The organism is Modicisalibacter coralii (assembly GCF_004117855.1).
Taxonomy (GTDB): Bacteria; Pseudomonadota; Gammaproteobacteria; order Pseudomonadales; family Halomonadaceae; genus Modicisalibacter; species Modicisalibacter coralii.
This window is the reverse complement of the sequence record NZ_QWBW01000007.1, coordinates 215,442-236,575: the sequence shown is the minus strand read 5'-3', so window position 1 is coordinate 236,575 and position 21,134 is coordinate 215,442. Positions and strand designations below refer to the sequence as shown.

Genomic DNA, 21,134 nt, shown 5'->3' with positions numbered 1-21,134 from the left:
CTTCTTGTTTTTGTCAGCATACTTGGCAAATCGTGAGAAAACAACGCACTAGGTTGGGGAGCCGCGCTGCCATCGGGAAAGGCGGCAAACGCTGACCGGGCGCGCCCGGAGCCAGCCGTGCCCCGACCGGGTCCGTGTCGTCGGCTTCCGGGCTCGGGTATACTGCCGGCTCGTCAATTCGAGTCATGCGAGGTTCCCCGGTGAGTGAAGATTCCACGCTCAAACGTCTCTACTGGCACTCCCGTCGCGGCATGTGGGAGCTCGACCTGCTGCTGGTGCCGTTTCTCGAGCATCGTTATGCCTCGCTGGACGCGGCCGACCAGGCGGCGTATCGGGAATTGATCGACCAGGAGGATCAGGATCTGTTCATCTGGTTGATGCGTCGCGAGTGGCCCTCGGACGACGCCCTGCGGCGTATCGTCAAGTTGATCGTCGAGTATGCGGAAACGACCGATAACGATCAGTATCGCACCCTCTAGATGGGGGCGCGGCCTCTCCGTGGCCTTGGGAGCGGCCGTCGTTTCTCTGCTGATCGCCTTCGCCCCCGGGTGGCTGTGGATGCTCAGCCTGGCCGCTCTGGTGACGGGGCTGGCCGTCGAATGGCGCGGCGAGACCCCGATCCAGCTGCGCTGGGTCCCCGGTGCCGCCCCCGGCTGGCAGCGCCGGCGGGACGGCGAGTGGCGTTCGGCGAGTGTCGATGGCTTCTACTTGGGGCCCTGGCTGACCGGCCTGCGTATCGACGGGCAGTGCCGCTGGGTCTGGCCCGACAGCGCGGGCCCTCGGCAGCGCTGGCATCTGCGGCGGCTGTTACTCTGGCGGGGCGAGGCGGGAGCGTGAGGCCCGCGCCGGGCCGGGTTGCCGGTCCGGGCAGTCGCGGTTGTAGTGCAGCCCGCGCGATTCGCGACGCTGGCGTGCGGCCTGCATCAGCAGGATCGCCAGCCGGGTGGCGTGGTGCAGGCGTGCCGATTCGACGCTGGGTCGCTGGCGTCGCCAGAACGGGGCGTAACGCTCGGCCAGTGCCTCCAGCGCCCGGAGCCCTTCGTCCATGCCGGCATCGTGGCGCACGATTCCGGCATGGGCGCTCATGAGGCTGCGCAGTTCCTGCAGTCCTGCGTTGGCCTCGGCAGGGGGCATCGGTGCCTCGCCGCCGGCGCGGTGGGGCGCCGGGTCGCCGGCGGTCTCCCGTGACGTGGCCTCGCGCAGCGCGCGCGCCGCCGCGCGGGCGAAGACCAGGCATTCGAGCAGCGAGTTGCTGGCCATGCGGTTGGCGCCGTGCAGGCCGGTGCAGGCGACTTCGCCGATCGCGTACAGATGGGGCACGTCGCTGGCACCGTTGAGGTCGGTGGCGACGCCGCCGCAACTGTAGTGAGCCGCGGGAACCACGGGAATCGGCTGACGGGTGATGTCGAGTCCGCGGGACTGGCAGTGGGCCTGGATGGTCGGGAAATGATGGGCGATCTGCGCGGCGGGCAGGTGGGTGACGTCCAGCAGTACGTGAGAGGCGCGGGTGCGCTGCATCTCCGCATGGATCGCGCGGGCGACCACGTCGCGCGGCGCGAGCTCGGCGCGGCTGTCGTAGTCGGCCATGAAGGCCCGCCCGTGGATGTCGCGCAGCCGTCCGCCCTCGCCGCGTACCGCCTCGCTGATCAGGAAGGGGGCGCCCGCCGGGTCATAGAGGCAGGTGGGGTGGAACTGCTGGAATTCCAGATTCATCAGGGTGGCGCCGAGCGCGGCGGCCATGGCCATGCCTTCGCCACAGGCCGGCGCGGGGCTGGTGGTGTGCCGGAACAGGCCGCTGGCCCCGCCGGTGGCGAGCACCACGTCACGGGCGGCGAGCGTGACCGGATTGCCCGCGGCGTCGAGGCACAGGGCGCCACAGCAGGCACGCTGCGCGTCGGCGAGCAGCTCGATGGCCTGCAGGTCGTCGCGCACCTGGATGCGCGGGTCGCCGAAGACGCGCTCGAGCAGTGTCTCGATCAGCGCCTGTCCGGTGGCGTCGGCGGCGTGGATGATGCGCCGGGTACCGTGCCCGCCCTCGCGCGTCAGGTGAAAGGGGTAGGGGGCGTCCGGCGTGGGGTCCGGGGTGAAGGGCACGCCGAGCGCTACCAGCCATTCGATCGCCGCGGTGCTGTGGGTGACGGTGAAACGCACCGCCTCCTCGTCGCACAGGCCGTCACCGGCGATCAGGGTGTCCTGGACATGGTCCTCCACCGCATCCCGCGGGTCGAGAACCGCGGCGATTCCGCCCTGGGCCCAGCGACTGGCGCCGATGTCGTCCTGCACCGGTCGGAGCAGGGTGACCTGCCGATGATCGGCGAGTTCGAGGGCCAGGGTCAGGCCGGCGACGCCGCCGCCGACGACGAGAACATCGTGCTCACTGCGAGTCATGGCGTTCGTTTCTTCCTCCGTGGTTCTCGTGGGGCGTATCGGCGTTGCCGATGGCCAGGCGGCGGGCATCGCTGATCAGGGTATGACGACTGGCGCGTCGCCGCAGGCGACGGCTGGGCAGGCGCCGCAGCCGGGCCAGGCGCAGGCTCATCTCGCGGGTCAGGCGTGCCAGCTCGCGATTGAGCCACAGATAGCCGCTGGGGCTGAACAGCATGCGACCATCCGCGCCGCGGGCGGTCGTCGCCTGGTCGGCATAGCGTTGCGGGTCGAAGCGGGTCACGCTGACCCGGATCGCCTGGCCGGTGCGGACCTGGAAGGCCAGCGTGCCCAGCCCGCGGGCCAGGCGGTGCTGCTCGTCACGCAGGCCGTCCATGGCGTCGATGCGGTCGTGGCCCTCGCGGGTGGTCCAGTGAGTTTCCAGCAAAAGCTCGACGGTGGAAAGCATTCGCCGCTGCAGGGACAGGATGTCCTCCAGGGCATCCCGGCGCAATCGCCGCTCGCGGTGAATGGCGTCGACCAGGCTGCGCTGCTTGACCAGTTGCGCGGTCGTCGTCTTCAGCAGTTCGCGGGTGTCCAGGTCGTTGTCGGCGGAGGCGCTGCTGGTGTGGGCGTGATAGAGCCGCGCCAGCTTGTCGAGATTGTCGGCGAGCAGAAAGCGAAAGGTGTCGGTGGCCTTCTGGGGCAGCACCAGCAGCGTGACGCCGATGCCGATGAGGGTGCCGAGCAGAACGTTGGCCGCCCGCCACAGTGCCACGCTCAGGTCGTTGTCGCCGCTGCCGACCACCAGCAGCAGCGAGATGCCGAACATCAGCGCGCTGTAACCGTAGCGGGTGGCGAAGGTGGCGTGGGTGGCGACGGCGATGCTGATCAGGGTCCAGACGGGGACGACGCCGGGTGACGGTTCCGGGATCAGAATCAGGAGGATGCCCCAGAGCGCGCCCAGCACCGTGCCCAGCAGGCGCTGCAGCCCCTTGTCGAGAACGCCGCCGATGTGCGGCAGATTGCCCATGACCATGAGACTGCTGACCAGCGCCCAGCTGCCGTGGGGCAGGGCCAGGCTGCGGATCAGTGCATAGGTGATCACCAGCGCCAGGCTGGTGCGCAGAACGTGCAGCCGGTGGCGATGAAAGTAGTTGAAATAGGGGTCGCGCAGGCGTGGCAGTTTCATCGGACGCGGCCTTGTCGAGTGCCGAACGGGCTCGCTGGGGGTAGCGTATGCGCCCCGAGGGAGCGTGCCATGAAACCGCAAGCGGCAGGGGGCGTTGCGTGATGAGTCGGTTGCCGCATGGAGGTCGGTGGAATCGAGGTGCCTGGTGCCCGGAGCCGGGCTCGAACCGGCACGGTGTTACCACCGAGGGATTTTAAGTCCCTTGCGTCTACCAATTTCGCCATCCGGGCAGGAAGGGAGGTGCCGGTTTCAGGCGGGGAAATGGAGGCTGGAGTCGGAATCGAACCGGCGTACACGGAGTTGCAGTCCGCTGCATAACCACTCTGCCATCCAGCCATATCGAACATTTCGATAATTGGAGCGGGAAACGGGATTTGATCGGGTGGCGTTCCACCGGGCTGGCGCTCCAGCTCGCGACCCTCGTTTTCCAACTCCTGATTCGAACAATAGTCCGAATCGAAGTCTGGAGCGGGAAACAGGATTCGATCGGACTGGCGCTCCAGCTCGCGACCCTCTTTTCCAACTCCTGATCCGAACAATAATCCGAATCGAAGTCTGGAGCGGGAAACGAGATTCGAACTCGCGACCCTCGCCTTGGCAAGGCGATGCTCTACCACTGAGCTATTCCCGCTCGACTCGAGTGCGCATTATACGGATAAGTGCGTGACTGTCAAACGTTTATGGTCTGCTCACAGCGAGCGGGTGAGGTGCGGCCAGGCGGCGCGCAGGTATTGGATCATCGACCACAAGGTCAGGATCGCGGCCAGGTAGAGCGTGACGACGCCCAGGTCGGAGAGCCAGGTACCCGGCGGCGAGGCCAGCAGCAGCAGCAGGGCGACCATCTGCAGGGTGGTCTTGATCTTGCCGATCCAGGAGACGGCGACGCTGGCTCGCTTGCCCATTTCCGCCATCCATTCGCGCAGGGCCGAGATCACGATCTCGCGGCCGATGATCACCAGGGCGGGCAGTGTCAGCCAGGCCGAGTCGAAGCGCTCGATCAGCAGGGCCAGGGCCACGGCGACCATCACCTTGTCGGCCACCGGGTCGAGGAAGGCGCCGAAAGGCGTGCTCTGATCCCAGCGGCGGGCCAGGTAGCCGTCCAGCCAGTCGGTGACGGCGGCCAGGGCGAACAGGGCGGCGGTGACCAGAAAGCTCCAGGCATAGGGCAGGTAGAAGAGGATCACCAGCAGCGGGATGAACACGATACGGGCCATGGTCAGGATATTGGGGATGTTCATCGCTCAGCAGGGGTCCCTTGCCGGTTTACGTAAAGCTGCATTCTACCCGCGCGATGGGGCTTCATCCATGCAGCGCCTGATGGATCGACGCCGCCAGGCTGGCGCTGATGCCGGGCACGCGAGCGAGTTCCTCGCGGGTGGCGCGGCGCACCCCCTGCAAGCCGCCGAAGAAGCGCAGCAGTTCGCGGCGGCGCTTGGGGCCGACGCCCGGGATGTCCTGCAGCGTCGAGGTGCGACGCGCCTTGTCGCGACGCTGGCGGTGGCCGGTGATGGCGAAGCGGTGCGCCTCGTCGCGCACGTGCTGGATCAGGTGCAGGGCCGGCGAGCTGCCCTCGAGGGTCAGGCTGCGATCGACCGTTTCGAGGAACAGCGTCTCGAGGCCCGGCTTGCGGGTGGTGCCCTTGGCGACACCGATCAGGCGCACGCCGGCCACGTCGAGCGACTCGAAGACCTCGCGGGCCATGTTGAGCTGGCCCTTGCCGCCATCGACGAGCAGGATGTCGGGGCATTTGCCCTCGCCTTTCTGCAGACGCTTGAAGCGCCGCTCCAGGGCCTGGCGCATCGCCGCGTAGTCGTCGCCGGCGGCCACGCCCTCGATGTTGAAGCGGCGGTAGTCCGATTTCACCGGACCGTCGTGATCGAAGACCACGCAGGAGGCGACGGTCGCCTCGCCATGGCTGTGACTGATGTCGAAACACTCGATGCGCTCGGGCGGTGCGTCCATGGCCAGGGCTTCCTGCAACGACTCGAAGCGCCGCGACAACTGGCTGCGATTGGCCAGCTCGGTGGCCAGGTGCTGTTCGGCGTTGGTGCGGGCCAGCTGCAGCCACTGGGCGCGATGACCGCGCACCTGATGGGCGATGCGCAACCGTCGGCCGGCCTTCTCGGCGAGCGCCGACTGCAAAAGAGCGACATCGGGCAGCGCATGACTGGTCAGCACCTCCTGGGGCAACTCGCGTTCCTGACCGAGATAGTACTGGCTGACGAATTCGCCGAGCAGCTCGGCCTCGCCGAGGTCGAGGCCATTGTCGGGGGCGAAGTGACGGGCTCCCAGTACCCGCCCCTGGCGCACGGTGAGCAGACTGATGCACAGGCCGCCCGGTCGCTGGGCGAGAGCGAAGACGTCGGCCTCGCCGCTGCCGGTATCGACGATCTGGCGCTCCTGCAGGCGGCGCAGCTGCTGGATCTGGTCGCGCAGGCGTGCCGCTTCCTCGAAGTTCAACGCACGGCTCGCCGCCTCCATGGCGGCGGTCAACTGCGCGGTGACCTGCTCGCTCTTGCCTTCGAGACACAGCACGGCGTGCTCCAGGTCGCGGCGGTACTCGGCCTCGCTGATGTAATCGACGCAGGGGGCACTGCAGCGATTGATCTGGTACTGCAGGCAGGGGCGCGTGCGGTGAGCGAAGACGCTGTCCTCGCAGTTGCGGATGCGAAAGATCTTCTGCATCAGCGCCAGGCTCTCGCGGACCGCGACGGAACTCGGGAAAGGCCCGAGATAGCGGCCGTCGTTGCGCTTGTGGCGCACCCGCTTGAACTCCAGGGCGGGGTAGGGGTGGCGGTCGCTGGCGAAGACGTAGGGGTATGACTTGTCGTCGCGCAGCAGGATGTTGTAGGGCGGGCGCTGCTCCTTGATCAGCGTCTGCTCGAGCAGCAGCGCCTCGGTCTCGCTGCGTGTGATGGTGACCTGGATATCGGCGATCCGCGCGACCAGCGCCTGGGTCTTGGCATTGAGCGCGCCGCGGAAGTAGCTGGCCAGACGGGCCTTGAGCCGCTTGGCCTTGCCGACGTAGAGAATGTTCTCCTCGGCATCGAGCATCCGATAGACGCCCGGCGCTTCGCTGACCGTCTTGAGAAAGTGCTTGGCGTCGAAACTCATGGGCCGTTCGATTGACTGGAAAAGGCCCCGAGGATAGCAAATTCACCGGCGGGTGGCGTCGGACGAATCAGCCCGGCGCCGGATAGTCCTCGATCAGGCCGAAGCGCAGTCCCAGGTGAGTCAGCTCGACGTCCGACTGGACACCGAGCTTCTCGAAGATGCGATAGCGGTAGGTATTCACCGTCTTGGGACTGAGAAACAGGCTGTCCGAGATTTCGCTGACCTTGTGGCAGTTGACGATCATCATCGCCACCTGCAACTCGCGGCTGGAGAGTTGATCGAAGGGGTTTTCCTGACTGTCGAGCTTCGCCAGAACCAGTCGCTGGGCGATGTCGGGACTGATGTAACGCTGGCCGGCATGGACGCAATGAATCGCCCTGACCATCTCGTCGAGCTCGGTGCCCTTGCTGATGAAACCGCTGGCCCCGGCGTCGAGAAGACGCTGGGCGAAGGTGTCCTCGAGGTAGGCAGTGAGTACGATCACCTTGATGTCGGACATGCCCCGGGCGATCTTGCGGGTCGCCTCCAGGCCACCGATCCCGGGCATGCGGATGTCCATGAGGACGAGATCGGGACGGGTGTTTCGCGCCTGGCTGATGGCTTCTTCGCCGTCGGCGGCTTCGCCGACGACGCGCAAGCCTTCCTCCGCGTCCAGCATGCGCGCGATGCTGGTGCGAACGAGGTGGTGGTCGTCTGCGACTAGAACCCTGATCAAGTGCTCGCTCCTGGCATCTTTTTCTTTCTGGCGTGGTGAGTGCGAGAATCCGTTATCGGTTCCGGCGCGGTCAGTTTACTGTTTTCTGATATGGGGACGCCAGCCACCGGGTCTAACGCGAGTACTTGACGGGGAAAGGGTGGTCGCGTACTATTCGTGCCGTTGCCAAGCAGGCCGACACGGCAGGCAGGTAACGCGATTGGGGCCTTAGCTCAGCTGGGAGAGCGCAACACTGGCAGTGTTGAGGTCAGCGGTTCGATCCCGCTAGGCTCCACCAAGATTCTCGAAAAGCCGTCCGGCATTGCCGGGCGGCTTTTTCGTTGTGTGCTGCCGGTCGATTCCTCCAGTTGGATCCCGTCGTCGCCACGGCGTCGCTCTCCGATCGTGCGTCGCCGCCCTTGTATAAGTTCACGGATGTCTTATGCTAGAGACTCGTTAGTCGCCGAAGGAGTCGGCGCGACGGGATACTCGGGCCAGGGTGGCTCGAGATCGCTCAATCTGGCAGGAGGCCATCATGTTCAATCGTACCCGGCAAGTCACGTGCCCGCATTGTCAAGAAGCCAATTTCTGGACCGGTAATCCGGGGCTCACCGACGAGCTCTATTGCCGCGCCTGCGAAGGCTTCGTCACCCTCTACGACGACTACATTCGCAACGCCATCCATGCCGAGGCGGAGCGAGTGCTCGCGCAGTTCACCGAGGCGAGCACCGCCGCGGACGTCGCTCATCTCAAGCAGGTGCTGGCCGAGCCCGAGCAACGGCTGAGCGCCTAGGCGCCCTCGTCAGGCCCGGCGGCCTGATGCGCGCCCTCGGGCGCCGCGTCCTGCTGGTCGTGCTGATGGAGAAGAGACAAAAAGGCCGGTCTGCCCGAAGGGGGCAGGCCGGCCTTTTTTCGTCGCCGCTAGCGTGAGCCCTTTGCCGGGCTCTTATTCCATCAGCTCCCAGATGCCCAGGGTGAGTCCCGGAAAGAGGCACAGCAGCAGCACGACCCCCATCGCGGCGGCGATGAACGGCGTCACGGCGCGGAACACCGCGGAGGGCGAGACCTTGGCGATCTGCGAGGAGATGAACACCAGCAGCCCCACCGGCGGCGAGACACCGCCCAGTTGCAGGGTGATGATCATGATGATGCCGAGCTGGACCGGATCGACGCCGGCGTTGGTCATCATCGGCAGGAACAGCGGGGCGATGATCAGCATCGCCGGGGTCAGGTCGAGGAACATCCCGGCGGCGGCCAGTACCAGCAGCAGGATGACGAACAGGCCGAACTGGCCGTCGGCGATGCTGCCTGCCCAGGCGACGATGGTCTGGGGCACCTGTTCGGCGATCAGGATCCAGGCGAAGGGCACCGAGGCGGCGATCAGAAAGCCCACCAGTGCGGCGTCGGTGCCGCATTCCGCGAAGGCACGATAGAAGCGGCCCCAGCCGTAGGCGCGGAACACCCACTTGCCGAGCACGAAGGTCCAGATCAGCGCCACGACACCGGCCTCGGTGGCGGTGATGACGCCGAAGCGGATGCCGCCGAGGACGCCGACGGTGATCACCAGCACCGGCAGGGCGCGCAGGAAGGTGCGCCAGATCTCGCTACCGGGCGCCCTTGCCGTGGCCGTCTGGTAATGGCGACGTACCGAGATCAGGTAGGCCACCCCCATCAGGGCGCCGGCGCAGAGGATCGCCGGCAGGATGCCGGCCATGAACAGCCGGGCGATGGACACGTTGGCCACCGAGGCGTACACCAGCATGGCGATGGCCGGCGGCACGACGTTGGGCAGGATCGCCGAGGAGGCGGTGACGGCGCACGAGAACGCCGGCGAATAGCCGCGCCGGACCATCTCGGGAACCAGGATCTTGGTGCTGCTGGCGGCGTCGGCGCTCGACGAGCCGGAAATGCCGCCGACCATCAGGCTGTTGAGCACGTTGACGTGGGCCAGGCCGCCGCGCAGGTGGCCGACCAGGCTGGAGGCGAAGTCGATCAGACGTGTGGACAGCCCGCCCAGGTTGAGCAGATAGCCGGTCGACAGGAAGAACGGAATCGCCAGCAGGATGAACTTGGTCGACCCCGTCACCATGTTTTGGACCACCGCCGGCGCCGGCAGAATGAACGAGGCCGAGCTGGCCAGAAAGACGCCGAACATCAGCGAGAACGACACTGGCACGCCGACGCTCAAGGCGACGAAGAAGGCCACCAGCATGATCAGGCTGGGCGAGAGGCCCTGAAGCGGACCCAGCAGGCCGTGGTCCATGCCCAGATAGAGCAGGCCGGCCAGCACCAGCGCCAGGAGGTTGCGCAAGAGCACCCGCAGGGTCCCGGCGTCGCGGGCCAGCAGGAAGACCAGGCTGATCACGCCGAACAGCGGAATGACGGCGTACTTGTAGGCCTTGGGCCATTCGAGGCTGGCGCTGACGCCGCCGACCAGGGTGGCGAGCTGATAGCCGCCGAACACCATCATCAGCACCGTCAGGGCCATGATCAGGCTCTGCGCGAAGCCGAGCGAGCCCGACAGCCAGCCTGGCAGATTCTGCGGCAGGAAGTCGGCGGCGACGTGACGCTGGTAGCGGATGCCCAGCGCTGCACCGAGGAAGATCAGCCAGGTGAACGACCACACCGCGAATTCGGCCGTCCAGGAAAAGGCATCGTTGAACACGTAGCGCGAGACCACGCCGGCGAACACATCCAGTGTCATCGCCAGAAGGTCGACGAAGATCAGCAGGCGCACCGCCGACTCCAGACCGGTCGCGATACGGCCGATCCCCAGCGACGGCAGGGCGAGAGAAAGACGAAAGGCGGACATCCGGTAGGCTCCAGAATGGCAATGCCATTGGAAGGGAAACGCAGGGGCCCCGTCGTCATGACGGGGCCGTCGACTGGCTCAGTCGGCGTTCTCGATCAGCGAGACCAGTGCCTTGCCGTCGGGAATCTTCTCGATGTACTCCGCCTTGACCGGTTGCATGGCCTTCTTCCAGGGGCCCTTGTCGTCGATCTCGATGACGGTGGCACCATCCTCTTCGGTCTTGGCCAGTGCCGCCTGGTCATCCTTCTGGCGCATCGCCGGCAGTTTTTCCTGCACCTCGTGAGCGGCCTCGGTGATCGCCTGCTGGTACTCCTCGGGCAGGCGCTGCCACCAGCTCTGCGACACCACCCAGGTGCCCATCGCGTAGACGTGGCCGGTCTTCACGTAGTAGGGCGCGACTTCGTAGAAGCGGTTGGTCAGATAGTTGGTCGCGGTGTTGTCGAAGAAGTCGATCACCCCGGTCTGCATCGAGTTGTAGATCTCGGGCGCGGGGATCGGCGTCGGATTGGCGCCGGCGGCGCGCCACATGGCGACGTGCAGCGGGCTCTGGATGACGCGCATCTTCTTGCCCTGAATGTCTTCCACCGAGTGGATCGGGAAGCTGCTCATCAACTGGCGGATACCGTTGACCGAGAACCCCAGCAGGTGAAAGTTCTGTTCCGCGAACTTGGGTGCCAGCTCGTCGGTGAGGGGCTGGTTGATCGCCACGGCCTGTTCGTCGCTGTTGATCAGATAGGGCAGGTCGAGGACCTGAACCTCGGGCACCCAGGAGGTCAGCACCGAACTGGTGATGATGCCCATCTGCACGGAGCCCAGGCGGATGCCTTCCGCGGACTCGTTCTCGCCGCCGAGCACGCTGTTGGGAAACAGCTTGATGTCGACATCCTGGTGGGTCTTTTCGCGCACCAGGTCGGCGAACTGCTTGGCGGCCACGTACTTGGTGTTGCCTTCCGGAACATCGAGCGACAGCTTGGCGTTGTAGTCGGCGGCCAGTGCGCTGCCGCCGAAGGTCATGGCCGCCCCGAGCAGTGTCAGTGCAGGGAACTGGCGAAGGCGTTGCTTGATCGACATGTCGTGAACCTCTTGTGTTGTTCGTCCGGTCGTCGGTGGAGGGTTGTCGTTGTGGGTGGGGCCGCCATGGTCGGTCGGCGCGAGTCGCTCAGAGGACGGCCAGCATGCCGCCGTCGACGTAGATGATCTGCCCGTTGACGTAGCTCGAGGCGGGCGAGGCGAGATAGACCGCCGTGCCGACCAGGTCATCGGGCGTGCCCCAACGCCGGGACGGCGTGCGGCCGATGATCCAGTCGTTGAACGCCTTGTCGTCGACCAGCGGCTGGGTCATCTCGGTGATCATGTAGCCGGGACCGATGGCGTTGGCCTGGATGCCGTGTTCCGCCCACTCGGCCGCCATCGACTGGGTCAAGAGACGAATGCCGCCCTTGGCGGCGGTATAGGGCGCCACCGTGGGGCGGGCCACCGAGCTCATCAGCGAGCCGATGTTGATCACCTTGCCGCCCTGGCCTCGCTCGATCAGGCGACGGGCAACCTGACGGCCGACGAGAAAGGCACTGGAGAGATTGGTATCGATGACCTTCTGCCACTCGTCTCGTTCGAGGTCGACCATCGGCTTGCGCAACTGCATGCCGGCATTGTTGACCAGGATGTCGATCGAAAGGCCGTTGTCTTCCAGTGCGTCTAGCGCCTCGGCGATGCCACTTTCGTCGGTGACATCGAAGGAGGCCACGGCGACTTCGTGACCGGCATCGCGTAGCGATTGCTGTGCCTTCTCGAGTTTTTCGGCGTCGCGCCCATGCAAGACGATGCGCGCCCCGGCCTCGGCCAGTCCCCGCGCCATGGCATGGCCCAGGCCGCCCGAGGAGCCCGTGACGAGGGCCGTCTTTCCGGAAAGGTCGAATAGGTTCATCGGTCGTTTCTCCTCCTGAGTGGGGCCGATTCTTGAAATGTTGTGGTGCACTGGCACCCCGTCCGAAGGGCGTTCACGCCGCAAGTCATATCTGGCTTCGCAGGCCATTCCGCGCCGGGATGGCGCGATTATCCGGCGGATTCGGACAGCACACAGCCGGGATGATTGGCTGACGATGTGTCGTGAATTAGGGGGCTCGACTCAAGCGCCTGTTAAGAAATATATTGGTCAATACCTTGATATACCATGATACTTATGGCTAATGCGTAAGCGCACTTCACCAGTGAAGAATTGTTAAGACCATGAAAACAGAGTCATCAGGACTGTCTCAGGGCGAGCTGGCCTACGAACGGCTGGAGACCCTGATTGCCCATCTGGAGCTGAAACCGGGCGCCTTCATGACCATGGCCGACCTGCAGGAGCGGGTGGAACTGGGGCGCACGCCGGTGCTGGAGGCGATCAGAAAGTTGTCGGACGACACGCTGCTGGAAGTGCGTGCCGGGCGTGGGGTGCGGGTGACGCCCATCGATCTGGTTCGCGAACGCCGCCTGCTCGAAATCCGCCGGCACCTCGAGTGTTTCGTCGTCGGCCTGGCGATCGACAATGCCAGTGGGCTGGTTCGCAACCAGATGCACTATCTGGCGCGTGCGCTGCGGGAGGTCGAGGCCAGCCAGGACATGCGCCAGTTCAACGAACTCGACAAGCGCATGGATCGATTGTTGCTCGATGCCTGTGCCGAACCCTTCGTCGAGCGCTCGTTGCGCCCCCTGCACACGATCTTTCGGCGGCTGGGCTTTCTCTATCAGAGCCACCTGGGCACCGACGACAGCGTGCACGACAACGTGCAACTGCACGTCCATATTCTCGAGGCGATCATCGCCCGTGACAGCGAGACGGCCGTTACCGCCACGCAGCGGTTGATGGACTTCATGGACGACATGTTCGCGCCGCTGGAAAGGCAACTGGAGCCTTACCATTTCGACGTGAGCATCGAGCCGCTGACCCATGACCTGAGTTGAGCCTCTCGAGCGTCCCGCGATAGCCGTAGCCTATGGGGGCGATGAAGCGAAGGGGTTAACGAGAGGGCTGGAATCGGCTATATTGATAGCAAGCTAATAGATAGGAGGCTGTCATGCCGTATCTCAACAAGGTTCTCTCGCCGATTGCCGCCGTGGTGCTCTCGGCCCTGATGCCGTTGACCGCCGTGGCGGAAAAGGATGAACGTCAGTTGATCGACGGGACGATAACCGGGGTCAGCAGCTATCACCTGGGGCAGGGTGGAAACGCGCATCCCGAACGCGAGGCCTGACCCGCTGGGTGGCCTGCCGGTAACCGGGCCCCGGCAGCATCCACTGTCACGTGTCAACGCCACGGGTAAAAGCGGCGGCACTCAGGGAAACGCTGCATAAATGCCTGCGCGAGCGAATCGCTTCGTTGCGTGGTACTCGAAAACTCGCCTAACTTCATGTTATGCCTCATTTTCTGCGTTCCATGCGCCTCGCGCTTCATCCCGCTCGTCGATTTATTCAGCATTTCCTCAGCCGGCAAGGAAGTCGGGTGACAAACGAAGGGGCGAGCCTCAATCCCAGTCCGCCCACGCCACCGGCGCCGAGTCGTTGTCCCACCAGGCGCATCGCAGGAATACCCCGATCGGGGCGCCCGCATAGATGGCCAGCGCCGGCTCGTATCGCGCCTCTAGCTGGTCGTGGCTGACGCGCTCGAAATGCAGTTCGTCACTGTCGCTGCGCAGGAAGCACGCATTCACGCAGGCTTGATCCGGGGCTCCGACGGGGCCGCCTGTGGTGTCGCGTGTCACTTCCTTGTAGCCGGCATTGAGCATGGCCACGAAGCCCAGTTCCAGATCCGTCACGTCTGCCTCCCGCGGTCCTGTCGTTGTCCGTCCGTATCGGGCGAGCCCTCGATGCTTGTACGGCAACAACGCGGCACCCCTCAATACGCCAAACGTTCAATCAATGACTGTCATCGGCGTTTCATGGGTGAGGCGGGCTTCAGGCCCTGGCTCGCCAAAACGTACCCATGAGTTGCCATTCCGTCTTCCATGCGATCGAGCCCCCTGCTGCTAAGGAAACGCTGCATAAATGCCTGCGCGAGCGAATCGCTTCGTTGCGTGGTACTCGAAAACTCGCCTAACTTCATGTTATGTCTCGTTTTCTCCGTTCCATGCGCCTCGCGCTTCATCTCGCTCGTCGATTTATTAAGCATTTCCCTAACGGGAAATGTCGTAGTCGGCAGGATTGACGATGCCTTCGAGCTTGCCGATCTGGCCGAAGTCGTTTTGGGTCAGGTTGATATCCAGCGAGGTATCGGAGAAGTGCAAGTTCTTGACGACGTGTACCTTATTCGGCAAGCCCTTGAGGTCGACATCGACGATCCAGGCCAGAAAGCCCTGCGAATACCGGGCCAGCATGCCGATCGGATAGAGCCCGTAGGTCTGGATGTACTCGACCAACATCGACCGTTCGTAACACTGCGAATGTTCGTTGACCCAGCGGTAGGCATCGATTGGCGGCTGGGGCGGCGCCCCGTTACGGGGATGGGTCAGCTTGTCGATGATCTTGACGACGGCCATATAGCGGGCTTCATCAGAAAGCGCGTCACCGCGCTTGCCGGCCGGATAGCCGCTACCGTCCAGGCGTTCGTTGGCGTTGACAATCACGTCAAGGCAGATGCTACCCGGCTGCCAGTCTATCTCGTCGAACTTTGCGAGCAGCGCCGTGACATGCCCCCGCAGTATCTCCTTCTGCGTCGGAGTCATGCAGACCTTGAGCGAGGGCAGGTCGCGGTTGAGCAGCAGCGACTTGCCCATGACGTGCAGCAAGGAGCCGACCATGGCCCCGCGCGCCTTGTGGGCAAGCGCAGGGCTAGCCAGCATGTAATCGGCCAGGCGGACGCTGGTCACCAGGGTGTGACTGACCCAGTCTGGGGCGCTCGTCAGGTAGGAGAGCGCATAGAGGAGCTGCTTGCGCTCCTTGGACAACAGATAGAGAAGCGTATCCGCACAATCGTAGATAATCTCCTGAGGGAAGTCGCGATGGTTTTTCAGGAACATCAACGACAATTGTAGCCGTCTGGCGACTTCGCGAACCCCCTGAACCATGGGCGGTAGCTTGGTAGCCTTGAGATGCTCCCGACGCTCTTTCTGAAGCATCTGGCGCGTCTTCCCGCTGGCAATGAAAAGCGCCGAAGTGGCGATCTCGAGAGGCTTGAGACCGGTTCGACGGGCAGACTCGCGTTCGCACTCGTTGACAAAGTGACTGAGGTCCTTCTGCAGCTCGGGAGATATGTCGAGAAATTCGATGCCCACCGCGGCTTGCAACCCTCCACCTAGCGGGCGCATGTGGCGTACCCTTGCATGGCTGGTGAAGGATTGACAGTTGGGGAATTCGATATGTACCTCGGCCAGGTCCTGGCCGACGGAGAGCGCCGTGCTGTCCTCGATGGCAACTTCCAGCAGGCATCCACCGATCGACAAGTTCTTGACGCTGCCCGCGAGGGACATTCCTCCTTCATAGACGACGATATTGGCCTTGGCTTTCATGCCGAGAACGAAGGGGATGCGCACACTACCCCGGGCTTCCTTCACGAAGATCGAGTTGGGTAGTTGGCAATTCAGTCGATAGGTGTCACCCGATTTCTTGGAGGCCGATGCCTGAATCCGTTCCAGGCTGAGAGTCTCGGGTTCATCTTCCTCCTTCATTATTTCGATGTCGATATTGATCTTGCCGTTCCAGACGAAGCGCTCGAGCTTGTCCTGATCGAAATGTGCTTCTATAAGAAGCTTACCAGTGGCGGCGTCGACTTCCAGAATGGTGGCCGGGAGAGTCTGTGGTTCGTATTTTGACAAGATATAGACATTATGTCCCTTGTTGAGGATCGTTTCGATGGCATAGGCAAAATTATTGTATCCGGTCAAAAATGGCATGGGCATTCCCCCGTGTGACCCATCGGCTCTCATGTTTTTATTGTAGTTTCCTGGAATATCCATTCGGTGGAAGTCTAAGTCAATATTGGTTTTTTTTGCTGTTTTGCTAAGTCATTGAGCGCCTTTTCTTTTTGCTTTGTGTGGTTTTGTAAGGTCAATTGATAGGGGGTGAAATATTAACTTGCGAAGCCTATATGCGGATTACACTATGACGACGATATTCAGCGCTGCGGTGGTCATCAGCCGGAAGAAGGCCTGATCGAACATGAGGCATTCGAAACGGAAGGGGCTGGTGGGGTGGCGAGTGGGGCCAGCCAGGGGCGGTGGAAAAGCTGAACCAAGGCATGCCAAGAACTGACCATGGTGAGCCAATGCTGGCTATGTCTATTTCGGTAATGTCTTGGTTTTAAACGGGGTTTTGGTGCGGATGGGGAGACACAAACCGCCTAATTAAATCAATGCTTTATAAGCGGATTTCGAGGTTGGTCTACACGTGGGTGTACAAGGTCGACGCTGCTGCCTGCTGCCAACGCCGACCCTCGGAATCACTCGCCTTCCCCATCTCCAGCGTCGTTGCTACCGCGACTCATCAGAGTGTCGCTGTAAGCGTAGACGTCTGACAAGCGAAACCTCACCCGCGCACCGCGGTCGTTCCCATCCTTGAAACCCTTCGGGCACTCGGGGTCGTTCTTCCGCATCCGGTCGAACTCTGTAGGGCTCCGCCCGAGGATCCTCGCCGCCTCGGTCCGAGAGATCTGCACGAACCGTGGGTCGATCCACTCCTGAGCGTCTTTTCGTTGGGCGTTCGCCATATTCCTCTCCTGTGTACCTTCCTGCCTGGCCGTCGCCGGCCGCGTGGACCCCGATGCAGTCGCTCAATCTCCGACGTGGCGCCGACCGCCGTGCCCGCGGCCGCCACTTTCCCGCCATTGCTGTTCCCGCTGGACCCAGTCGGCCGGCTCCTTTCCCTTCTTCTCCTTTCGCGCCTTCAACGCTGCCTGCACTTCGGGGAACGCTAGCACCTGGTCCCGCTGCTCGATGATCCGCTGCTGGCGCCGGATGACGCCCAGCGCGACGTCGGCCACCTGCCATTCGCCGGCCGGCGTCTCGCCGTCCTGGCGCACTTTCCCCAGCCCGAAGCAGCCGCCGCACGGCTGACTCTTGTTGCCTTTGATCTGGTCGGTACCGGATCCGAGGCAGACGGTGCAGTCGTCGGCGGCGATCGACCGCCAGTGCTGGCGCCAGTCGGCGCTGGTGGTGACGCTCTGCACGTCTCGGTCGAGGTCGTGATAGATGACCAGCGCCTGGCCCTCGAGCGGGCCGGCCCCGGTCGACTCGCTGACCAGCTCGAAACGGCCGCCCTGGGTGGTGTGGGTGTGGGTCGGGGTCACGCGGTGGGCTCCTTGGGAAATCCTTTCGGCTTGCCGTCTTCCTGCAGGAACTGGGACGGTGGTTCTTCCTCGAGGTTACCGGCCATCTAGATCGGCAGGTGCGGCTTTCGGGGTCGTATTCGCTGCACTGTTCCATGAATCACCTCTTGTCGTCTGGCCCGGGCAGCAGCGGCGGCATCTGCCCGGTTTCGTAGGAGAGTTCGACCTGCGGGAGCATCCAGCGGCCGACCGTGTTGCCGCCGGGCAGCACGATGTGAGCCAGGAATTCCTCCTCGAACACCGTGATGCCGGACTCGACCGCCTCGAGCTTGGCCTTGATGACCAGGGCGAGGGCCCGCCAGCGCTGGCGGCATGCCTGTTCCCACGACTTGGCGGCTTGGGCTGGCGCTCGCTCCCGGCCGGTTTCGGTGAGGGTGTAGGCCTCGTCGTTGCGGTCGGGCATGGTCAGGTCGAAGCGGATGCGGCGGCCGTGCATCTGAAAGGCCAGCACCGCGGTACCGCCATCCCAGCCGTACATGAACCCGTCGGCCCCGTAGCGGGCGAGGGTCTGCTCGATCTCCGCGCGGCTGCGCTCGCTGGAGACCGAGGTGTTTTCGGCGTATCGCGCCATGGAGTTCTCCTATGCGGCCTCGTCAGTGATGCCCAGGTGCTCGGCAAGTAGGTCGACGCTGATCACCACGTCGGCCAGTTCATCGGCGACCGCCTCGAGGTTCACCGTGGTGCCGGCGATGCCTCGCTCGACGCGGACCAGCTTCTTGACGGCCTCCGCCAACTCGCCGGCCTCGCCGCATACCTCCAGGGCCTTGAAGGTGGTGTCGGTCTGTTCGTAGCCGGGCCACTCCTGTTGGCGCGTGATGTTGGCCTGGCGCAGCGTGTCGAATGTCAGGTCTGCCATGGGGTTCTCCTATGCCTCGGCGATCGGCAGCAACTCGGCGACCACCTCGCCGGTCTCGACGTAGTAGTGGTCGCTGTCGCTGAGGTTGTTGATCAGAAACGCTTCGCGCTGGGTAGGTGTCAGCCGGCCGAGGCTCCGCAGGAACTTCTCGCTGACGGGTTTGAAGCGGGGCGCCACACCGGCCACCCGGGCGGCGGCGAGATTGTGATGACCGTCGACGACCATCCGGTATCGCCGGCCGCGCAGCTCGCATTCGTGGATCTTCACGGTGAAGATCCGGAACGTCCGGGCCTTGTTCAGCACCTTGGCGCGGTCGAGATGGCGCTGGCTGCTGATCAGCGGGGCATCAGGCATGTGTTCTCCTATGCCTCGGCTTTCGCCGGCTGTTGAACGGAAAGGGCCATCGCGGCGTTGCGAACCCAGATCGGCGTCGAGCCCAGGGCGAACGTCTCGCCGCTCCAGGCCAGCAGCAGGGTGGTGCCCATCACGCCGGCGATCGCCTCGGCGGCCTTGCGGGGTACCGCATTGCCGATGCGTTCCCGCCAGGCGCTGTCGTTCAGTCCGTCGAGTTCGAGCTGCTCGGTGGGGTCAACCAGCCCCTGCAGGGCTGCGAGTTCGAGCGTGGTGAAAGGGCGGTGCCATGTGCCGTCCAGTGCGCGAATCACCGCAACCAGCTTGTCGGTGGCCGCCGGTAGCCGAGGGTCGGCTACTGACCATGAGCCGTTGTCCTGCCGGGCCGATCCGGAGACAGCGCCGCACCTCGACGACCAAGGCACGACCCCGTAATGTCCGCCTTCCAGCCAGGCGTCTCCTTTCCCGCGGCGCAGACCGGGGCGAGGATCGGCGACGGCGAAGGCTCCCTGACCGGTGGTGCTGCCCGAGATGACTGTGCCGGCTGCGCGGTTGAATGGGGTCACCTGGTACTTGCCGGCGAAGGTGGCGCCGCGCGGGTCAGCCACCGCCAGCCCGCCGGCCGTGGGCCCGCCGCCGGCGGTTACGGCTTGGCTGGTCGCCACCCAAGGCATGATGCGGAAGACGTTGTTGTGTCGGATGCCGCTGAGCCGCGGGTCCGCCACGCTGAATGTTCCCTGCCCGGGTGATTGCTGACCGGTGACGGCCCCGGTGGCCTCGTCCCAGCGCCGCACGCCGTAGGCCTGGCCGTCTTTCCATCGTGCCGACTGGTCGAAGCGCGGATCCGCGACCGAGAAGGCGCCGTTGCTCGGCCCGCTCCGCCCGGCGACCGTGCCGGCCGGCTCCTGCCAGTCGTTCACGCCCAGGTAGCCCGAGCGGTAGTCGGGCACGATCAGGTAGTCCCGCAGGTGGCCATCCTCGACGGCCAGCTTGTTCAGCGATCGCCAGTCGCTACCGGCCTCGACGAACGCCAGGCGAACCCAGGTCTTCCACTGCAGGCGAGGCACCCGGTGCATCGGGCCGGCCAGCTCGTCCCCAGGTAGGGGCATCTCGCCCAGTACCTGGCCAACGGCGCGCAGCGGACGCTTGACTGGCTCGTAGAGGAAGGGCGGCACCTTCTCCTGGTGGCGGGCGACGAGCAGGAAGCGCTTGCGACTCTGCGCGAGTCCGCCGATCTCTCCGCAGTCGTGGGTCGTCTCTGCCACGGCATAGCCGTAGTGCTCGAGCATGGCGACGATCTTGTCGAGCAGCGGCCGGCCACGGTTCGCGATGCGCGGGACGTTCTCGAAGATGATCAGCTCGGGCGGATCGTCGGCGAAGGCTTCCAGCGTCAGCCACATGCCCCTCAATGTCAGCCGGTTGAGGGCCTGATACTTGGGTGTGGTGCTGCGCGATTGCGAGAGCAGTCCGGAGAAGCCCTTGCAGGGCGCCGAAAGGAAGACGATGTGCGGGCGCTCATTGCCGGCGGCGGCCTGAATGTCGGCCGGCGTGGCTTCTCGCCAGTCTGCCGGCGGCTCGGCGTCGTGGAAGGCCTGGTACTGGTCACGGTCGAACAGGTCGAGCACCGTTCCTGGAGTCCCGGTCAGCCGGCCGAAGTCAGCGATGGCCGCCGGGTCGGAGTCGATGCCGCCGATGCAGCGGAATCGCGCCTCCATGGTGCCGACCCGGGCGTGCCCACGGTTGAAGCCAGCGGCACCGCCGCCGAGGCCGCAGAACAGATGGAAGTGACGGATCTCGGTCAGGTTGCTCATGCCGCGGCCGCCTCCCGCTGCTCGTCATAGCGGGAGACCCCCCAGACGATGGCCCAGCAGCACCAGAGATAGTGGAAGCTGTATTCGTGACAGGAGCTGCCCAGTTCCATCAGGAAGTCATCGAACAGATCCGGCGCGTCATCAGAGTGGAAATTGGCCACAGCCACGCACGCGAGCTCTTCGGAATGGGCTTCGTCGAGTATCTCCTCACGAATCTGGTCCTTGAGGTCACTGGACACTTCCGGGTCCAGAGGCCCGTTAGATTCCAGCCAGCGCTTGTACTCTTCGACAACTCGCTGCTTGAAAGCCTTCTCGTCCCAGTCCATGTACAGGGATCGATCGGGAGTGCTGGCGCCGGCCTGAATCTTCTCGGCCCAGTAGCCGGGGTTGATGCCCAGCCGCCCCGGCTCGTCACGGAAGAAGGCGAACATGTCCTGCACGCGGGAGAACACGAAATCGCCCATGTCGCCAGTGATTGCTAGATAGCCCGGCCAGGTGGTGATGTTGAAGTGGTATGCGCTGGAGCCGTCCCGCGAAAACCGTAGGTGGCGATACAGGCCGTCATCGTGCAGGACTTCCATCTGGTGGCTGGCTACGTCCCGCTGGAAGCGTTCGAGGATCGGATGCATGACTCCCTCCATTG

General features: G+C 64.3%; 22 protein-coding genes and 4 tRNA genes. 6 read left to right on the top strand and 20 right to left on the bottom strand.

Going from position 1 to position 21,134, the window contains the following annotated elements; genetic code table 11:
• The first annotated feature begins 200 nt into the window (after positions 1 to 200).
• On the top strand, positions 201 to 479 hold the full coding sequence (locus tag D0901_RS03265; RefSeq protein WP_129138847.1) for an FAD assembly factor SdhE: 279 nt from the start codon (positions 201 to 203) through the stop codon (positions 477 to 479).
• Positions 480 to 498: 19 nt separating this feature from the next.
• Positions 499 to 837, top strand: coding sequence for a hypothetical protein (locus tag D0901_RS03260; RefSeq protein WP_129138846.1), 339 nt, complete (start codon positions 499 to 501; stop codon positions 835 to 837).
• Here D0901_RS03260 and nadB read toward each other — a convergent pair.
• From nadB to uvrY, 8 genes are all read right to left on the bottom strand, one after another.
• Positions 808 to 2,388 carry an L-aspartate oxidase gene (gene nadB, locus D0901_RS03255; protein ID WP_129138845.1) on the bottom strand — a complete coding sequence of 527 codons (1,581 nt, stop codon included), beginning with the start codon at positions 2,386 to 2,388 and terminating at the stop codon, positions 808 to 810. The genes D0901_RS03260 and nadB overlap by 30 nt on opposite strands.
• Entirely contained in the window at positions 2,375 to 3,556 is a 1,182-nt protein-coding gene (locus D0901_RS03250) for an FUSC family protein (protein ID WP_129138844.1), read from the bottom strand. The genes nadB and D0901_RS03250 overlap by 14 nt, the downstream gene beginning before the upstream one ends.
• A 143-nt stretch (positions 3,557 to 3,699) precedes the next feature.
• Positions 3,700 to 3,786: transfer RNA gene (locus tag D0901_RS03245), tRNA-Leu, on the bottom strand.
• Positions 3,787 to 3,818: 32 nt separating this feature from the next.
• Positions 3,819 to 3,892 (bottom strand) — tRNA-Cys (locus tag D0901_RS03240).
• A 220-nt stretch (positions 3,893 to 4,112) separates the two neighbouring features.
• A tRNA-Gly gene (locus D0901_RS03235) sits at positions 4,113 to 4,187 on the bottom strand.
• 58 nt (positions 4,188 to 4,245) lie between these two features.
• The gene (gene pgsA / locus D0901_RS03230; protein ID WP_129138843.1) at positions 4,246 to 4,794 is read right to left on the bottom strand and encodes a CDP-diacylglycerol--glycerol-3-phosphate 3-phosphatidyltransferase; all 549 of its coding nucleotides are present in this window, start codon (positions 4,792 to 4,794) and stop codon (positions 4,246 to 4,248) included.
• Positions 4,795 to 4,855: 61 nt separating this feature from the next.
• A complete protein-coding gene (gene uvrC, locus D0901_RS03225; protein ID WP_129138842.1) occupies positions 4,856 to 6,670 on the bottom strand; it encodes an excinuclease ABC subunit UvrC in 1,815 nt (604 codons plus the stop codon).
• Positions 6,671 to 6,737: 67 nt separating this feature from the next.
• The gene (gene uvrY, locus D0901_RS03220) at positions 6,738 to 7,385 is read right to left on the bottom strand and encodes a UvrY/SirA/GacA family response regulator transcription factor (RefSeq protein WP_129138841.1); all 648 of its coding nucleotides are present in this window, start codon (positions 7,383 to 7,385) and stop codon (positions 6,738 to 6,740) included.
• A 201-nt stretch (positions 7,386 to 7,586) separates the two neighbouring features.
• On the opposite strand from uvrY, the gene D0901_RS03215 reads away from it, so the two are divergent.
• Positions 7,587 to 7,662, top strand: a tRNA-Ala gene (locus D0901_RS03215).
• A 237-nt stretch (positions 7,663 to 7,899) separates the two neighbouring features.
• Complete coding sequence (locus tag D0901_RS03210; RefSeq protein ID WP_129138840.1) at positions 7,900 to 8,157, top strand: hypothetical protein; 258 nt, start codon at positions 7,900 to 7,902, stop codon at positions 8,155 to 8,157.
• A gap of 153 nt (positions 8,158 to 8,310) precedes the next feature.
• Here D0901_RS03210 and D0901_RS03205 read toward each other — a convergent pair whose 3' ends face one another.
• The 3 genes from D0901_RS03205 to D0901_RS03195 form a co-directional block, all read right to left on the bottom strand.
• Positions 8,311 to 10,176: a TRAP transporter large permease gene (locus D0901_RS03205; RefSeq protein ID WP_129138839.1), complete on the bottom strand. Its 1,866-nt coding sequence runs from the start codon at positions 10,174 to 10,176 to the stop codon at positions 8,311 to 8,313.
• A gap of 78 nt (positions 10,177 to 10,254) precedes the next feature.
• Entirely contained in the window at positions 10,255 to 11,247 is a 993-nt protein-coding gene (locus D0901_RS03200; protein WP_162500814.1) for a TRAP transporter substrate-binding protein, read from the bottom strand.
• A gap of 88 nt (positions 11,248 to 11,335) precedes the next feature.
• The gene (locus D0901_RS03195; RefSeq protein ID WP_129138837.1) at positions 11,336 to 12,100 is read right to left on the bottom strand and encodes an SDR family oxidoreductase; all 765 of its coding nucleotides are present in this window, start codon (positions 12,098 to 12,100) and stop codon (positions 11,336 to 11,338) included.
• Between the two features lie 302 nt (positions 12,101 to 12,402).
• Here D0901_RS03195 and D0901_RS03190 point away from each other — a divergent pair, with 302 nt between their 5' ends.
• Together D0901_RS03190 and D0901_RS20865 are read left to right on the top strand one after the other, a co-directional pair.
• Positions 12,403 to 13,119, top strand: coding sequence for a GntR family transcriptional regulator (locus tag D0901_RS03190; protein ID WP_129138836.1), 717 nt, complete (start codon positions 12,403 to 12,405; stop codon positions 13,117 to 13,119).
• 113 nt (positions 13,120 to 13,232) lie between these two features.
• The gene (locus D0901_RS20865) at positions 13,233 to 13,409 is read left to right on the top strand and encodes a hypothetical protein (protein WP_162500813.1); all 177 of its coding nucleotides are present in this window, start codon (positions 13,233 to 13,235) and stop codon (positions 13,407 to 13,409) included.
• 270 nt (positions 13,410 to 13,679) lie between these two features.
• On the opposite strand, the gene D0901_RS03180 is transcribed toward D0901_RS20865, so the two are convergent.
• From D0901_RS03180 to D0901_RS03135, 9 genes are all read right to left on the bottom strand, one after another.
• The gene (locus D0901_RS03180) at positions 13,680 to 13,970 is read right to left on the bottom strand and encodes a hypothetical protein (protein ID WP_129138835.1); all 291 of its coding nucleotides are present in this window, start codon (positions 13,968 to 13,970) and stop codon (positions 13,680 to 13,682) included.
• A gap of 357 nt (positions 13,971 to 14,327) precedes the next feature.
• Positions 14,328 to 16,043 carry a PilZ domain-containing protein gene (locus tag D0901_RS03170; RefSeq protein WP_162500812.1) on the bottom strand — a complete coding sequence of 572 codons (1,716 nt, stop codon included), beginning with the start codon at positions 16,041 to 16,043 and terminating at the stop codon, positions 14,328 to 14,330.
• Positions 16,044 to 16,588: 545 nt separating this feature from the next.
• A complete protein-coding gene (locus D0901_RS03165) occupies positions 16,589 to 16,855 on the bottom strand; it encodes a helix-turn-helix transcriptional regulator (protein ID WP_129138833.1) in 267 nt (88 codons plus the stop codon).
• A 63-nt stretch (positions 16,856 to 16,918) separates the two neighbouring features.
• Positions 16,919 to 17,434 (bottom strand): hypothetical protein, encoded by a 516-nt coding sequence (locus D0901_RS03160; RefSeq protein WP_129138832.1) that lies wholly within the window; start codon positions 17,432 to 17,434, stop codon positions 16,919 to 16,921.
• A gap of 139 nt (positions 17,435 to 17,573) precedes the next feature.
• Positions 17,574 to 18,044, bottom strand: coding sequence for a hypothetical protein (locus D0901_RS03155; protein ID WP_129138831.1), 471 nt, complete (start codon positions 18,042 to 18,044; stop codon positions 17,574 to 17,576).
• A 9-nt stretch (positions 18,045 to 18,053) separates the two neighbouring features.
• Positions 18,054 to 18,329, bottom strand: a complete 276-nt coding sequence (locus tag D0901_RS03150) for a MazG-like family protein (RefSeq protein WP_129138830.1) — start codon at positions 18,327 to 18,329, stop codon at positions 18,054 to 18,056.
• A 9-nt stretch (positions 18,330 to 18,338) separates the two neighbouring features.
• Positions 18,339 to 18,683 carry a chromosome partitioning protein ParB gene (locus D0901_RS03145; RefSeq protein WP_129138829.1) on the bottom strand — a complete coding sequence of 115 codons (345 nt, stop codon included), beginning with the start codon at positions 18,681 to 18,683 and terminating at the stop codon, positions 18,339 to 18,341.
• 8 nt (positions 18,684 to 18,691) lie between these two features.
• Positions 18,692 to 20,491, bottom strand: coding sequence for a DNA cytosine methyltransferase (locus tag D0901_RS03140; protein ID WP_129138828.1), 1,800 nt, complete (start codon positions 20,489 to 20,491; stop codon positions 18,692 to 18,694).
• Positions 20,488 to 21,120: a hypothetical protein gene (locus D0901_RS03135; RefSeq protein WP_129138827.1), complete on the bottom strand. Its 633-nt coding sequence runs from the start codon at positions 21,118 to 21,120 to the stop codon at positions 20,488 to 20,490. The genes D0901_RS03140 and D0901_RS03135 overlap by 4 nt, the downstream gene beginning before the upstream one ends.
• Between the last annotated feature and the right edge of the window lie 14 nt (positions 21,121 to 21,134).